This is a genomic window from Arcanobacterium wilhelmae, from assembly GCF_029632765.1.
Classification (GTDB): domain Bacteria; phylum Actinomycetota; class Actinomycetes; order Actinomycetales; family Actinomycetaceae; genus Arcanobacterium; species Arcanobacterium wilhelmae.
Genome location: NZ_CP121247.1, coordinates 931,457 through 945,571, shown reverse-complemented (window position 1 = coordinate 945,571; position 14,115 = coordinate 931,457). Strand labels below are relative to the sequence as shown.

Sequence of the window (14,115 nt, the reverse complement as noted above, 5' to 3'; positions counted from 1 at the left end):
CTCAGTGGCCCCTTCCCGTCGTGCCGAACTGCGCGGAGAAACGAACATCGCCTTCCACCATATCGCGCATATCTGCAATTCCATGGCGAAGCATGAGCGTACGCTCAATGCCCATGCCGAAAGCAAAGCCGGTGTAGACATCTGGATCGATACCCGAGTTACGAAGAACTTCCGGGTTCACCATTCCACAGCCGCCCCACTCGATCCAGCCCGGGCCACCCTTCTTCTGAGGGAACCACAGGTCCATCTCGGCGCTCGGCTCCGTGAAGGGGAAATAGGACGGGCGCAGGCGAGTCTTCGCCTCTGGGCCGAACATCGACCGTGCGAAGTGATCGAGTGTACCCTTCAGGTGCTCCATCGTGAGCCCCTTATCAACCGCCAAACCCTCAACTTGATGGAAGACGGGAGTGTGCGTGGAATCGAGAGCATCGGTACGGAACACTTTGCCCGGGCACGCAATGTAGAGCGGCACACCGCGATCAAGCATCACATGCGACTGCACGGGAGAGGTGTGGGTACGCAACACAAGGCCGTGAGCCTCATCAATCTCCTGCTGCCCCACCTGCTGAGCGCCCGCAACATAGAACGTATCCTGCATCTGGCGCGCCGGATGATCCGGGCCGAAGTTCAGCGAATCAAAGTTGAACCACTCGTGTTCAAGCTCAGGGCCCTCCGCGATCTCCCAGCCCATGCCGACGAAGAAATCAGCGATATCCTCAACGAGCACCGTCAGTGGGTGGCGAGCTCCAAGCGGCGCACGGCGGGTCGGCATCGTCACATCGACCGTCTCGTCGGCCAACATGCGCTCCTCGGCCTCGGCCTCGAGACGAGCTGTCGCCACGGCAAGAGCGGCCTGGATCTCTTTGCGCGCACCTCCCATCAGCTTGCCGGCGGTTGGCTTATCCGCCTTGTCAAGATTGCGGATTTGCATATTCGCAGCGGTGATCGGGGCGTTATCGCCCGAGTGAGCCAGGCGCGCCGCCTTCAGCTCCTCCAGCGACGTCGCTGCCGCAAAAGCTTCCTTCGCAGCGGCAACTGCGGCCCCGATACCGGCCTCATCGAGTGGACTGAGATCCATGGTGACCTTTCACTATTCGCAAATGGATAATGCGCATACCCCACCATTCTAGACGCTTTGCGGCCGATGTGGGACGGCCGATTGCTGGGCACGGACAGAAATCTAGTTGGCGCACCGTTGCGCCGACGCCGAAGCATAGAGGCACAGCGTCGTTGCCATGGCAACATTCAATGATTCTGAGCCACCCCACATCGGGACAGAAACTACAGCATCAGCAAGCGCACGCTGCGCCACGGTAAAGCCGTGCGCCTCGTTCCCGACAAGCCACAATGTTGGGCGGCGCAGGTCAATCCCTTCTGGTGCTTCGCCTTTCAACGCTCCCATAACGGCCGCGTGTTGAAGATCAACAAGATCGACATCACCACCGCCGTCGGCGAGCAAGACCTGCATACCCGCGGCCTTTACCCGCTCAACCACGCTCGGCACGTCTTCTTCCTCAAGAATCGGAAGATGGAACAACGAGCCGGCAGTGGAGCGAATCACCTTCGGGTTCATCGCCTCGACGCTACCCTGCCCGAGGATCACGGCATCGGCGCCGGCCGCATCTGCGCTACGCACAATCGTTCCCAAATTGCCGGGATCCGACAACTGCACAGCGCAGACGATCAGATTCGGCGAATCGGCCATCAGTGAATCGAAGGGAACTTCGTCAGGGATGTCGATCACTGCGAGTATGCCCTGCGCCGTGGTAGTGAGCTGCTCAAACAAATCTCGCGGCAACATGTGGGTAAATGGATCAACTGCGCGCAGTAACGAATCAACATCTGGGTGTGAAGCGAGCGCCTCATCAGTGGCGTAGACATCACGAATGAGCTCCGGCGCGGATGACAGTACCTCACGGACCGCCTGCGGACCTTCAACAACCGCGCGCTCCCACTTTCGCCGAGCGTTGCGCGAGTATAGACCCGCAACTTTCTTCAATTGGCCCGTCATTCGATCAATCGTATTGCGCATGTGCTCCATCTTAGCGGCTGAGCAACTCAACAATATCCTCGCACTGCTGTGGGGTTGTTCCCAGCAACGGAGGAACGCCGCAATCACAAACCTCACGACGCCGACGCCCAGTTACCCTCACGTGCCCCCTCGACGACTCCAAAGGGCATCAAAAAATGAGGCGCACGCCAAACGGCGTGCGCCTCATTTCAAGCCTCAATTCAGGCAACCGGAGCGTTCACATCGGCCGGGAGAGCCTTGCGGGCCTTCTCCACAACCGCAGCGAAAGCGGCCGGATCGTTCACAGCGAGCTCAGCGAGCATGCGGCGGTCAATCTCGAGCTCAGCCAGGCGAAGACCCTGGATGAGACGGTTGTAAGTCATCCCGTTAGCGCGTGCGCCAGCGTTGATACGAGCAATCCAGAGCTTACGGAACTCGTTCTTGCGGACCTTACGATCGCGGTAGTTGTAGACGAACGAGTGAGTGACCTGCTCCTTGGCCTTACGGTAAAGGCGCGAACGCTGACCGCGGTAACCCGAGGCGCGATCGAGGGTGGTACGACGCTTCTTCTTAGCGTTAACGGCGTTCTTGACGCGTGCCATAGTATATTTCTCCTTCTACCTTCAGCGGCCGAGCAGCTTCTTCATCATCTTGACGTCTGCGCGCGCAACCGGCTGGTCCGAGGACAGGCGGCGGGTGCGACGCGAGGACTTGTGCTCGAGGAGGTGGCGCTTGCCAGCCTGCTCACGCATGAGCTTGCCCTTACCGGTAACGCGGATACGCTTCTTGGTACCCGAGTGAGTCTTCATCTTCGGCATGATGTGCCCCTTCTTTTCGATCCCGTGGGGGATTGTTTTCTACTTCTCGTCCGATTCGCTCTTAGCGGCGACTCGCTGCGCATTCTTCTCGGTGCGGCGCGCTTCTTCAGCCTTGCGGTGATCACGCTCGGCTTCACGACGACGGCGCTGATCCGACTTCGCTTCAGACTTCTTCTTCAGCGGGGCCAGGACCATCACCATGTTGCGACCATCAACGCGCGGCGCCGACTCCAATGTGGAGTTGTCCTTCAGATCCTCGGCGACCTTCTGCATCAGCTTCAGGCCGACCTCCGGGCGCGACTGCTCGCGGCCACGGAATCGCAACTGGACCTTGACCTTGTCGCCACCATCAAGGAACTTGTTGGCGTGCTTGAGTTTGGTCTCATAATCGTGCGAATCGATCTTCAGGCCGAGGCGAATTTCCTTAATCTGGGTGTTCGCCTGGTTACGGCGCGCATCGCGAGCCTTCTGGGCGGCTTCGTACTTGTACTTGCCGTAGTCCATGAGCTTCGCGACAGGAGGATTAGCGTTCGGCGCCACCTCAACTAGATCGAGGTTCGCTTCAGCGGCCAGACGCAGCGCGTCTTCGACGCGAACCACTCCGACCTGCTCACCCGCAGGACCGACAAGACGGACCTCACGTACGCGAATACGATCGTTGATTCTTGGCTCGTTAATAATTGCTCCTCTACTCCGTTCCGAATGCGCACGGAGTTCACAAGGGCAACGGCATGAGCGCCGTTTTGTGAAACCCGATCCCTTGGGGATCCAGGTGGGATTGCTCCGCTTGCGTTCCGGCAATCTGCCGGTCGGTCGGAAAAGAGTTTACCACTGAGCGCCGCGCCTCTCCACGCACACCAGCCCACCGACGTCGGTGACATTGCACACGTCAGGCGACAGGACGTATCTCCACGGCGTCCAAACGCGCCTTGACGTACTCGTTGTTCTCCATCAGGGAGGTCACGGACGCGATCGCCACCATGGCGTCGTCGCGGCTGACCGTACCGACGGCAAGTTCGACAACGGTAGCCCCAGCGGCAGACGGCTTCAACGTGACGACCGCCTCGCCACCCAGCCCGGCATTTAATTCATCCGCGATCCGCTGATCCTCCCACGGCGCGCGCCACGGCGTGCGTGTTGCGAGAGCGACGACGGCGCTACGGCCGATCCACGTCTGGCTCGGCAGGCCTGGATCGAGAGTGATCAACCCAATTTCAAGACGAAGCGTTTCAGAGGCAACCGTCATGATTTTCGCCGGCACCGGACGCGCCTGCGGGTTCCACATTCGCATCGCCTCAGCAGATGAAAAGACCGCGAGAGAATCCCTGCCACCAGGGAACGGCACCTTCACGAGCGACTCGTCTTCGGTACCGCACGCATTCACAGTAATTTTCTCGTGCTCAACGACTTTCCCCAGCTCGTCGCGACCAGGATGCTCGTGTGGCAACACAGGGATGAGTACGCGGCCGAGCGAGAGCACCACTTCCTTTGCACGGTGCGTTTCGTCCGTGACGAAGGCCGAAGCGAGAGCAGGCTCGAGCGCCCCGTCATCACCGGCGAAGGGATTACCTCCAGTGAGATCGCGAGGAATGGGCATGGTCCTACCTTTCACAAATGAGTATCGCAAATTCGCTAACCGGCGATTTCAAGAATTCCCGCGACCAAGCGCGTCAAGAATTTCCTGAATCTCCGTGGGGCCGAGGTCCGCTGTATCGATGGCGTCAGGAACTGCACGAACGTCAGCGCCAATCAGCAGATCCTCAACTTCATCGGGCAAGTTGTTGATGAGCTGGCCGGCCGACAAATCCTCGCCACGCTCCCCCGCATTCACCCGATGAGCTTTCACCATCCCCGAAACACCAGGTTCCGAACCCACGTCGTCGCCAAGCTCCGCAACCATCACGACCACACCGTAGTCGGAAAGCTCTGACAAGGCAGACGCAGCCGCCTCCGCGGCAGTAGGCTCCCGACCTTCAGCGGATTCGGGATCCTCTCCGAGGAGTTCCGAAATGTCCCACTCACCAAACTCGGCAGCATCTTCATCCACCACCACGAGCACGCCTGCAGAAGACGGGACAGCAAAAGCCTCAACACCGCGCATGGCGAGCACCGCCGCAACCACCTGAGCTTCGGCGAATGGCGTAAGGATCACATGACGTTTCATTGGCCTCTCCTTCCGCGAATTTTCACTCCATCACACTAACCGATTTCGCCGTTTAGCCGCGAACTGACGCGGCGAGAGACGAAAAATATCACGCAGTTTGGCTACCCTAAGAAACTTGACTCATTCAAAATAACGTAAGGCTTCCCTTGCTAGTCGAATGCGGGTTTTCGACGTAGATTCGAACCAGAACGAAGGAGAAAACCATGGCAGTTATCGATACTCCAGCGCAAGCATTCACTGACGCGCCGCTGAACACCGACTTCCCCGTCATCGAGCCCACCTCGATCGGCGGTAAGCTGAACTGGCTCCGTGCGGGAGTCCTCGGCGCGAATGACGGCATCGTCTCCATCGCGGGCCTCGTGACCGGTGTCGCGGGCGCCTCTCTCACCGGACACGCTCTCCTCGCAGCCGGAATCGCTGGCGTCGGTGCTGGCGCACTCTCGATGGCCGCCGGCGAGTATGTTTCTGTCTCCACCCAGCGCGATTCCGAGCGCGCCGCCATCGCACGTCAGCGCGTCTTTATCGACTCCGACCCGCAAGGTGCCGAACGCAAGCTCGCCGGCATGATTGCCGGGCGCGGAATCTCCAAGCCTGTCGCCGCAAAGATCGCACGCGAACTCTCGGTACGCGACCCATACGAGGCACACGCCCACTACGAGTACGGACTCGACGCCGATGAACTCACCAACCCGTGGCACGCAGCGCTCGCCTCCATGCTGGCGTTCGTCCTCGGCTCCATCATCCCAATGGCCGCCATTTTGCTCTCGCCGGTGTCGGTTGCCGTGATTGTCACTGTGATTGCAGTCTCGATCGCACTCGCGATCACCGGAGGTGTCTCGGCATCCTTGGGCAATGCACCGATCGTCCCTGCGGTGATCCGCAACATCCTCTGGGGTAACGCGGCGATGTGGGTCACCTACGGCGTTGGGTACCTGCTGGGCGCGCCAACAGCCTGATGCTCTCGTGAAAGAGGGATCGCGCACTGGCATGCCAGCGCGCAATTCCTATTTCGCAACTTTATCTTCTGCTCCGCCAAACCGGCGCTCACGCGAGCCGAACTGCTCAATACACCGCCACAGCACTAACCGATCAAACTCCGGCCATGGCTCCGGGACGAACATGTACTCCGCATACGGCGCTTCCCACAACATAAAGTTCGATGTGCGTTGTTCTCCGCCACTGCGGATAAAAAGATCTACATCGGGAAGATCCGGCTGGTACATGTACCTGCCTAAAAGCGCAGGATCAACATCCTTCGGGCGAACAATGCCAGCCGCGACGTCGGCAGCGAGAGCTGCAGCCGCGTCGGCAATTTCTGCTCGCCCACCATAGTTGCAACAAAAGTTCAGTACCATCGTGGAGTTCGAGGCGGTCACCTCCTCGGCAGCCTTCAACTCCTTGATCACTGATTTCCATAGGCGCGGGACGCGCCCTGACCACACGACCTTCACGCCCCAATCGTTGAGCTCAGAGCGCCGCGAACGTATCACATCACGCGAATAATTCATCAAGAAGGCCACCTCACGCGGCGATCTCTTCCAGTTCTCCGTGGAGAAAGCATAAACCGACAACACCTTCACGCCTGCTTCGATACATCCAGCGATCACTTCCATCAGCGACAGCTCGCCAGCCTTGTGCCCCTCGGTACGCGGCAGTCCACGGGCATTCGCCCAACGCCCATTTCCATCCATCACGATGGCAACATGCGCAGGCGGGGTGACATTCGGAGGCATTGCCCCGGAGGGATGCGATGGTGGTTTCATACTCTCAGCTTACCGGTTTGCTAACTTCAGTGAGCGGACCGACCTTTCGATCTGGAACTGCGCATAGGCAGCGATCAAACCGGCAGCAGCTTTACGCGCCGATTCGTCTGCCTGAGTGGCAATACGCCAATCCCCGACTGATAGGGCTGCCAGGAGCTGCCATGTCTCCACCGACGGGGTGGCAGAGCCGGCCGGACGGCAGTCATCACACACTGCGCCACCCGCGTACACGTTGAAGGCCTCGTGTGGTCCCTCAATTGCGCACTTTGCACACTCGAAGATCGCGAGCTCCCAACCTGCGTGCGCCAACGCCCGGACGATATATGAGTTCATCAGTAGGTCCGGCGCGCGATCACCACTTGCCACCGCAGCCAGTGCGCCATGAAGAAGTCTGAACAGTTCGGCGTCGGGTTCGCCCTCCGCAGGAAGAAGCCGCTCCGTGACCTCCACCATTGCCGACGCCGATGTATATGCCTCATACGACGCCACAATTTTGCGACCGAACTGGTGGATCGATTCTGCTTGAGTCACGACGTCGAGACTGCGCCCCTCGTAGAGCTGAAGATCGACAAGCGAAAAGGGCTCAAGGCGCGCTCCGAAGCGCGACTTTGTGCGACGGACACCCTTCGCCACAGCTCGCACAATTCCCCGTTCACGGGTGAACAACGTGACAATACGATCGGCTTCGCCCAAATCTTGGTGGCGAAGCACGATCGCATGTACACGGTAAGTTTTCACCGATATATTATGACACTGACGGCTTGCGGGCAAAAGACCCCTAGAAGCCGAGCTTCCCGAGTTGCTTGGGATCGCGTTGCCAATCCTTCGCTACCTTCACGCGCAGCGAAAGGAAGACCCTTTTCCCGAGAATCTGTTCGATCCCGGCGCGGGCTTGCGAACCAACCGTTCGCAGGCGCGAACCGCCTTTCCCGATCACGATTCCCTTTTGCGAATCACGCTCGACGAAGATTGACGCCTGGATATCGACAATTGGCGGGCGGTTATCTCCACGGCGTCGCGGGCGCTCCTCCATCTCCTCGATCACGACGGCGATCGAATGGGGCAGTTCATCGCGCACACCCTCCAGCGATGCCTCACGAATCAGATCCGCGATGCGATCTTCTTCTGAAGCATCGGTGACCGAATCGCTCGGGTATAGCGGCGGCGAGGGAGGCATCTTCTGGAGAATCAACGACGCGAGGAGATCCACCTGCTCGTCTTTCACCGCCGAGACCGGGACGATCTCGGCAAAATCACCGATCTGCGAGACTTCGATGATCTTGGCGGCAAGCGCATCGCGACTGACTTTATCGACCTTCGTGATGACGGCATAGACAGGGGCATTTGCATGGGCGACGACGCCGAGCAAATACTTATCGCCAGGACCCACTTTCTCGTCTGCAGGTAGGCACATCACCACGGCATCCACATCTTCCAAGGAATCGCGAACCATGTCGTTCAAACGCTCCCCCAGGAGCGTACGCGGACGGTGCAAACCCGGGGTGTCGACGAGGATCAGCTGCCCGTTCGGACGCTGAACGATGCCGCGCACTGCACGACGGGTGGTCTCGGGCTGATTTGCGGTGATGACGATCTTCTCGCCCACCATCGCGTTTGTCAACGTCGACTTACCCGCATTCGGCCGGCCCACGATCGCCACGAAACCTGCGCGGAAATCCTCACTCATTTTCTTCCTCCACTGTGTTCGCACGCACCCACGCGAGCCGCTTGCGACGTCCTTCAAAGCCATCGGCGACCAGGGCCAATCCCTGAACCTCGACTTTGCTTCCCCAAATCGGAACCCGCCCCAAAGCCTTCGTTAACAAGCCACCGATCGTATCGACGTCGTCGTCTTCCAACTCGAGATCAAACAGCTCGCCAACCTCACTAATCGGCATGCGGGCAGGGAGCCGATACGTGCCGTCGCCCAACTCCTGGAGCTCCGGCAGGGCCCGATCGTGCTCATCGTTCATCTCACCAACAAGTTCCTCGAGCAGATCCTCGATCGTTACCAGGCCCGCGATACCGCCGTACTCATCGACCACAAGAGCAATATGGTTCGAATCGGACTGCATTTGATGAAGCAGATCGTCGGCCATCATCGTTTCTGGAACAAAAACGGGCGAACGCATGATCTGCGTGATCGAAGCGGGCTCGAGCGTTTTGCCATGTAGCTTCGAGATCGCGTCCTTCAGATACAAAACGCCGAGGAGATCATCCACAGATTCCCCCGCGACCGGGACACGAGAGAACCCGGAGCGCACAAACAGCGACACCGCCTTGTCTAAGCTCTCCTGGGAATCAATCGTGATCATATCGGTGCGCGGCACCATCACCTCACGTACACGCGTGCTCGACAGCTTGAACACCGACTCCAGGAGGGAGCGTTCGTCGTCGTCCACTGCCTTTGACTCGGCAACGCGCTCCACCATCGCGGTGCGAGCGCTCTCCTCGTAGGCCTCACGCTCCTCCTCGTCCGCTGGTTCGCGCTCGCGCACAAACTTCGCCGTAAACCAGGTGACGAACAGCAAAAACCCGCCGGCAGCCGCGATGATCGCAACCGGATGCTTGTGCCCGATCGATGCTGGTACCAGGATGCGTAAGAGAGGAAATAGGACGAACGTGCCCCCCGCACAGATCACAAGCGTGATCCACCAGCTTTCGGTGAGCGTATCGATCGCAAGCGTGGCGGCGATCGCAAACACCGCCACCTGGATGCCGTAGATGAGGTTCACTGCCGACGCCGCCGCCGGGCGCTGCTCAACGACACGAAGAATGTATTTCGCGCCCTGCGCATGCGCGTGCGAAGCCTGGGAGCGCGAAATACGCGTCAGGGCCGCACCAACGAGCGTGGTGTACACCGACGACAACAGCGCGACGAGCGCGAGAAGGGCTAAGAGACCGAGGTAAACGCTCCCCATGATCACTCCACCGGCGGGGCGATGAGATCAATATCGCCATCTTGGAAATCGTCGCGGCGAGAGGCGAGGAACGTGAGCAACAGCCTGCGCTGAAGCGTGAACATCTCCTTCTTCTCCTCCGGCTCGGCGTGATCATAACCGAGCAAATGCAAGATGCCGTGGGTGACGAGGAGTAGGATTTCTTCCTGCGTGGCGTGGCCGCCCTTGAGCGCCTGGGCGGCCGCCACCGACGGCGAAACCACAATATCTCCTAGCATTCCAGGCTTTGGCTCCTCACCCAGTGGAGCGGGACGCAACTCGTCCATCGGGAACGACATCACATCAGTTGGACCATCCAAATCCATCCACTTCTTGTGAAGGATCGCCATCGCCTCATCATCAATCATGATCACGTTCAAATCAGCCTGCGGATGCACGCGCATTTCGCCCAGCACAAACGTGGCCAGGGATGAAATTTCTGCCAGGTCAGGGGCAGGCGTGTAGCCAGATTCGTCATTCACTTCAATCATGATTCGTCCTCTTCATAGCGTGTGTAGGCATCAATAATATCGGCAACGATGCGGTTTCGAACAACGTCGGCTGAGCCGAAATCTGCGAAAGCAACGTTGTCCACTCCACGAAGAATCCGGCGTGCGAGCAACAGGCCCGAGGTGGCTTTGCGGGGAAGATCCACCTGCGTGAGATCACCCGTGATCACCATTTTCGAGCCGAAACCGAGGCGCGTGAGAAACATCTTCATCTGTTCCCGCGTGGTGTTCTGTGCCTCGTCGAGGATCACAAATGAATCAGAAAGCGTTCTCCCGCGCATGTAGGCAAGCGGGGCGATTTCGATGGTCCCTGCAGCGAGCAGTTTCACGATCGCCTCAGGATCGAGCATGTCATACAGCGCGTCGTAGAGCGGCCTCATGTAGGGATCAATCTTGTCGTTGAGGCTCCCTGGCAGGTAGCCGAGAGATTCTCCGGCCTCGACCACCGGGCGCGAGAGTACGATGCGCTTGACATCCTTGTTCATGAGCGCGACGACGGCCTTCGCCACAGCCAGATAAGTTTTCCCGGTGCCCGCGGGGCCGATGCCGAAGGTGACCGCATTCGCGTCGATCGCTTCAACGTACGATTTCTGGCCGAGAGTCTTCGGACGAATCGTCTTGCCATGAGCGGTCACGATATCCGCTTTCATCAAGGCAGTCGGCTTCGCAAGGCCCGATTTCGTGATCGAAATCGCGCGCTCCACGGCATCCGTGGTGAGATGTTCCCCTCCCACGACGACCGAAATCAGCTCGCGCACAAGGCGACCGGCAATCGCGACATCTTCTCCTGGCCCATTGAGAGTGATTTTGTGCCCGCGAACGTGAAACGTGACAGGTGCGAGCCCACCCTCGAGGGTGCGGAGCACGTCGTCGTCGTGCCCGAGCAGGTTGATCATCGGAACTGACGCCGGCACGACCAGATTCAGCGTTTCCATCATTTTATTTTCCTCCCAAAGCGCGAAGGACAGCGATCGCCCACGGGCCTGCGGTCGCCGAGCGCAACACATGCTTGCCCAGAAGCACGACTTCCCCACCGGCGTCGGCGAGGAGTGCAAGCTCAAGATCCGTGATCCCGCCCTCAGGGCCGACGACGACGGTGGTGCGCGGCGCGACGTCGCCGGCGAGTTGCGTCCGCTGCTCGAGTTTCTCGACGAGCGGGGTGGTTGCAGACTCGTGGCACACGAAAATCCGGCCGCCCATCGCCTTCTCCGACCGGATCCACTGTGCAAGCTGCTTCGTCGAAACCGGTTCGCCAACGGTTGGAACCCAGGAACGACGTGACTGCTTCGCAGCAGCCAACGCGACCGCCTCCCACTTGGTACGCCCCTTCTCGGCCTTACCCGGATGAGACCAGGAAACGATTGCCCGATCCGACTCCCACGGGATGACGTGGTCCACGCCGAATTCAGTGGCTGTTTCTACCGCCTGTTCGTCGCGCCCGCCCTTAGCGAGCGCTTGAACGAGCACGATCTGGGGATCCGACGGAAGCTCCTCCACAGACTCCAGTACCCGGCCCGTCAAGGAATCCTTCGACGTCGCCGTCACCTCGACGCGTACGCGCACCCCACGCCCGGAAACGATATCCAGCTCCTCGCCGACACGGGTACGACGAACGGTGGCCGCGTGACGAGCCTCCTCACCGCGAAGCGACACCAACGTACCCGCTTCGAGCGGCTTCAGCTCGCGATCGACGTAGACTGGCAGGGTCATGCGTTGCCTCCGAACTTATCCTTCAGACGCGAAAACACCGAGGAATTCTCGGTTCGGCCCTGCACCTTGGTGCGCTCCTCTCCACGAAGCGCGGCGAGCTTTTCAATCAACGAGCGTTCCTCGTCGGTCAGCTTCGTTGGCGTTGCAACCTGCACGTTCACGAGGAGACGCCCACGCCCGCGGCGGCGGAGCCTGCCCACGCCGAGTTCAGCGAGGGAAATGATCTTCCCGCTCTGAGTGCCCGGATCGATCGTGATCGACTTATCGCCGTCGAAGGTTTCAATCGTGACGTCGGTGCCGAGCGCCGCTGTCGTCATGGGGACCTCAACGGTAGTGAGGAGATCGTCGCCACGGCGCTCGAAAAGCGGGTGAGACGCCACATGTACCTGAGCAAACAGATCGCCTGCGGGCCCACCGGCCAGGCCAGCGTCACCCATACCACCCACGCGGATCTGCATGCCGTTATCCACGCCAGCCGGGATTTTCACCGTGGTGGTACGCGAGGCGCGCACACGGCCCTCTCCCGCACACTCATGGCACGGGTGAGTGATCACGGTGCCGTAACCACGGCAGGTGGGGCAGGCCGCCTGGGTAACCATCTGGCCCAGGAACGACTGCGTCACTTTCTGGATCGATCCCGACCCACCGCACTGCGTACAAGTTTCGGCACTGTAGCCTGGCTCGCTCATCTGACCATGGCAAGTATTGCACTCGATCATGGCGTCGTACGTAAATTGATGATCGCCACCAAACACGACATCTTCGAGTGAAATCTCGAGATCGACGAGGGTATCGCCACCCTTGCGCGCTCGCGACGCCGGGCCGCGCCCGCCGCCCATCCCTCCACCGAAGAAGGAATTGAAAATATCTTCAAAACCGAAGCCAGCGCCACCACCAAAGCTGCCACCATGCAACGCATCTGCACCGCCCATGTCGTAGGTGCGGCGCTTTTCCTCATTCCCGAGCACGTCGTATGCTTCGGTCACTTCCTTAAACTTCTCTGCACCTTCAGGGCCGGCGACGTCGGGGTGCAACTTTCGCGCAAGCTTGCGGTACGCCTTCTTGATTTCCTCCGGGCTCGCATCGCGCGAAACACCGAGAATCTCGTAATAATCTGCCACGTGTTCCTTCCTTTAGTCCGTCTCAGTTTCTCCAAGGAAATGAGACAGGTACTGAGCAACCGCATACACCGAGCTCATTGCGCCCGGATAGTCCATTCGGGTTGGGCCAACCACACCAAGGCGCGCGACGGCACCCGCGTGGCCACCCGCATAATCGGTGGACACCACCGAGGTCTCACCAAGATCCGCACCGTTTTCGGCACCGATGCGTACGCCGAGTCCGCCTGCTTGGTGGGCCAGCAAGCGCAACAGAACCACTTGTTCTTCGAGCTTGTCGAGCACGGGCGCCACCTCCGCCGGGTCGATGCCGTACCGGGTGAGGTTGCCTGTACCGGCGACGACGACGCGTTCTTCGACGTCGGTGCGCAAGGTGGCGTCGATCGTCTCTGCGACGACCGCGGCAATCGAACGCAACGGGGCGGGGAGGGTTTCTTGTGCGGCAAGGGCGGCGCCAGCGAGATTCTCTAAAGATGCGCCGCCACAAGCCTCATTGAGTGCACGAGAAACCTGTGCCAGCTCAGCCTCCGTATGCTCGGCAACCGCTGAAATCGTTCGTTGCTCGACGCGCCCAGCATCGGTAATAATCACCACGAGGATCACGCGAGGAGCCAACAGCAGGAGTTCGACATGCCTTAGCCCGACGCGCGTGAGGGATGGGTACTGCACAACCGCAACCTGCCGCGTGAACTGAGCGAGCAGGCGCACGGCTCGAGATAAGACATCATCGAGATCCACCGCGTCCGAAAGCATGTCGTTGATCGCCGTGCGTTGCGCCTTCGACAGCGGCTTCACCTTCGCAATCGCATCGACGAATGCACGATATCCAGCATCGGTTGGAATGCGTCCGGCGGACGTGTGCGGCTGGACGATCAGACCTGCTTCCTCGAGCTGCGCCATGTCGTTGCGGACCGTTGCCGGTGAGACAGCGAGCTTATGACGTTCCACCACGGCCTTCGAGCCAACGGGCTCGCGCGTGGCAACGTAATCCTCCACGATTGCTTTCAAAACAATTGACTTGCGATCCGTCATCACTCACCTCCCTGGCACTTGCACATTCCGAGTGCTAATTCTACGCCGCAA

The 14,115-nt window shown here is 59.8% G+C and carries 17 protein-coding genes; 1 reads left to right on the top strand and 16 read right to left on the bottom strand.

Features of this window, described 5'->3' with window-relative positions; genetic code table 11:
- Position 1 precedes the first annotated feature (1 nt).
- The 7 genes from pheS to P8A24_RS04160 form a co-directional block, all read right to left on the bottom strand.
- Positions 2 to 1,078, bottom strand: coding sequence for a phenylalanine--tRNA ligase subunit alpha (gene pheS, locus P8A24_RS04190; RefSeq protein WP_278060045.1), 1,077 nt, complete (start codon positions 1,076 to 1,078; stop codon positions 2 to 4).
- A gap of 102 nt (positions 1,079 to 1,180) precedes the next feature.
- Entirely contained in the window at positions 1,181 to 2,032 is an 852-nt protein-coding gene (locus P8A24_RS04185) for a TrmH family RNA methyltransferase (RefSeq protein ID WP_278060044.1), read from the bottom strand.
- Positions 2,033 to 2,232: 200 nt separating this feature from the next.
- Entirely contained in the window at positions 2,233 to 2,613 is a 381-nt protein-coding gene (rplT, locus tag P8A24_RS04180; protein WP_278060042.1) for a 50S ribosomal protein L20, read from the bottom strand.
- Positions 2,614 to 2,634: 21 nt separating this feature from the next.
- Complete coding sequence (rpmI, locus tag P8A24_RS04175) at positions 2,635 to 2,829, bottom strand: 50S ribosomal protein L35 (protein ID WP_278013474.1); 195 nt, start codon at positions 2,827 to 2,829, stop codon at positions 2,635 to 2,637.
- 39 nt (positions 2,830 to 2,868) lie between these two features.
- Complete coding sequence (gene infC, locus P8A24_RS04170) at positions 2,869 to 3,492, bottom strand: translation initiation factor IF-3 (protein ID WP_307014927.1); 624 nt, start codon at positions 3,490 to 3,492, stop codon at positions 2,869 to 2,871.
- A gap of 226 nt (positions 3,493 to 3,718) precedes the next feature.
- Complete coding sequence (locus P8A24_RS04165; protein ID WP_278060039.1) at positions 3,719 to 4,426, bottom strand: SseB family protein; 708 nt, start codon at positions 4,424 to 4,426, stop codon at positions 3,719 to 3,721.
- Between the two features lie 48 nt (positions 4,427 to 4,474).
- Positions 4,475 to 4,993 (bottom strand): hypothetical protein, encoded by a 519-nt coding sequence (locus P8A24_RS04160; protein ID WP_278060037.1) that lies wholly within the window; start codon positions 4,991 to 4,993, stop codon positions 4,475 to 4,477.
- 203 nt (positions 4,994 to 5,196) lie between these two features.
- Between P8A24_RS04160 and P8A24_RS04155 the strand changes: the two genes are divergently transcribed.
- Entirely contained in the window at positions 5,197 to 5,949 is a 753-nt protein-coding gene (locus P8A24_RS04155; RefSeq protein ID WP_278060035.1) for a VIT1/CCC1 transporter family protein, read from the top strand.
- Between the two features lie 48 nt (positions 5,950 to 5,997).
- Here P8A24_RS04155 and uppS read toward each other — a convergent pair whose 3' ends face one another.
- Genes uppS through hrcA form a run of 9 tightly spaced genes read right to left on the bottom strand, consistent with a single transcriptional unit; the run spans position 5,998 to position 14,064 of the window.
- Positions 5,998 to 6,756: a polyprenyl diphosphate synthase gene (gene uppS, locus P8A24_RS04150; RefSeq protein ID WP_278060033.1), complete on the bottom strand. Its 759-nt coding sequence runs from the start codon at positions 6,754 to 6,756 to the stop codon at positions 5,998 to 6,000.
- Between the two features lie 9 nt (positions 6,757 to 6,765).
- Complete coding sequence (gene recO, locus P8A24_RS04145) at positions 6,766 to 7,500, bottom strand: DNA repair protein RecO (protein ID WP_278060198.1); 735 nt, start codon at positions 7,498 to 7,500, stop codon at positions 6,766 to 6,768.
- A 34-nt stretch (positions 7,501 to 7,534) separates the two neighbouring features.
- Positions 7,535 to 8,443: a GTPase Era gene (gene era / locus P8A24_RS04140; RefSeq protein ID WP_278060032.1), complete on the bottom strand. Its 909-nt coding sequence runs from the start codon at positions 8,441 to 8,443 to the stop codon at positions 7,535 to 7,537.
- Positions 8,436 to 9,677: a hemolysin family protein gene (locus P8A24_RS04135; RefSeq protein WP_278060030.1), complete on the bottom strand. Its 1,242-nt coding sequence runs from the start codon at positions 9,675 to 9,677 to the stop codon at positions 8,436 to 8,438. Before P8A24_RS04135 ends, era begins: the two co-directional genes overlap by 8 nt.
- Positions 9,678 to 9,679: 2 nt before the next feature.
- Complete coding sequence (ybeY, locus tag P8A24_RS04130) at positions 9,680 to 10,186, bottom strand: rRNA maturation RNase YbeY (protein WP_370870604.1); 507 nt, start codon at positions 10,184 to 10,186, stop codon at positions 9,680 to 9,682.
- Positions 10,183 to 11,142 carry a PhoH family protein gene (locus tag P8A24_RS04125; RefSeq protein WP_278060028.1) on the bottom strand — a complete coding sequence of 320 codons (960 nt, stop codon included), beginning with the start codon at positions 11,140 to 11,142 and terminating at the stop codon, positions 10,183 to 10,185. Before P8A24_RS04125 ends, ybeY begins: the two co-directional genes overlap by 4 nt.
- 1 nt (position 11,143) lies before the next feature.
- Complete coding sequence (locus tag P8A24_RS04120) at positions 11,144 to 11,914, bottom strand: 16S rRNA (uracil(1498)-N(3))-methyltransferase (RefSeq protein ID WP_278060026.1); 771 nt, start codon at positions 11,912 to 11,914, stop codon at positions 11,144 to 11,146.
- Positions 11,911 to 13,035, bottom strand: coding sequence for a molecular chaperone DnaJ (dnaJ, locus tag P8A24_RS04115; protein WP_278060024.1), 1,125 nt, complete (start codon positions 13,033 to 13,035; stop codon positions 11,911 to 11,913). Before dnaJ ends, P8A24_RS04120 begins: the two co-directional genes overlap by 4 nt.
- Positions 13,036 to 13,047: 12 nt before the next feature.
- Positions 13,048 to 14,064: a heat-inducible transcriptional repressor HrcA gene (gene hrcA, locus P8A24_RS04110; protein ID WP_307014886.1), complete on the bottom strand. Its 1,017-nt coding sequence runs from the start codon at positions 14,062 to 14,064 to the stop codon at positions 13,048 to 13,050.
- Positions 14,065 to 14,115 lie beyond the last annotated feature (51 nt).

Coding starts and splice junctions, on each gene's coding strand:
- pheS (WP_278060045.1), bottom strand. CDS start 1,078: ATGGATCTCAGTCCACTCGATGAGGCCGGTATCGGGGCCGCAGTTGCC.
- P8A24_RS04185 (WP_278060044.1), bottom strand. CDS start 2,032: ATGCGCAATACGATTGATCGAATGACGGGCCAATTGAAGAAAGTTGCG.
- rplT (WP_278060042.1), bottom strand. CDS start 2,613: ATGGCACGCGTCAAGAACGCCGTTAACGCTAAGAAGAAGCGTCGTACC.
- rpmI (WP_278013474.1), bottom strand. CDS start 2,829: ATGCCGAAGATGAAGACTCACTCGGGTACCAAGAAGCGTATCCGCGTT.
- P8A24_RS04165 (WP_278060039.1), bottom strand. CDS start 4,426: ATGCCCATTCCTCGCGATCTCACTGGAGGTAATCCCTTCGCCGGTGAT.
- P8A24_RS04160 (WP_278060037.1), bottom strand. CDS start 4,993: ATGAAACGTCATGTGATCCTTACGCCATTCGCCGAAGCTCAGGTGGTT.
- P8A24_RS04155 (WP_278060035.1), top strand. CDS start 5,197: ATGGCAGTTATCGATACTCCAGCGCAAGCATTCACTGACGCGCCGCTG.
- uppS (WP_278060033.1), bottom strand. CDS start 6,756: ATGAAACCACCATCGCATCCCTCCGGGGCAATGCCTCCGAATGTCACC.
- era (WP_278060032.1), bottom strand. CDS start 8,443: ATGAGTGAGGATTTCCGCGCAGGTTTCGTGGCGATCGTGGGCCGGCCG.
- P8A24_RS04135 (WP_278060030.1), bottom strand. CDS start 9,677: ATGGGGAGCGTTTACCTCGGTCTCTTAGCCCTTCTCGCGCTCGTCGCG.
- ybeY (WP_370870604.1), bottom strand. CDS start 10,186: ATGATTGAAGTGAATGACGAATCTGGCTACACGCCTGCCCCTGACCTG.
- P8A24_RS04125 (WP_278060028.1), bottom strand. CDS start 11,142: ATGATGGAAACGCTGAATCTGGTCGTGCCGGCGTCAGTTCCGATGATC.
- P8A24_RS04120 (WP_278060026.1), bottom strand. CDS start 11,914: ATGACCCTGCCAGTCTACGTCGATCGCGAGCTGAAGCCGCTCGAAGCG.
- hrcA (WP_307014886.1), bottom strand. CDS start 14,064: ATGACGGATCGCAAGTCAATTGTTTTGAAAGCAATCGTGGAGGATTAC.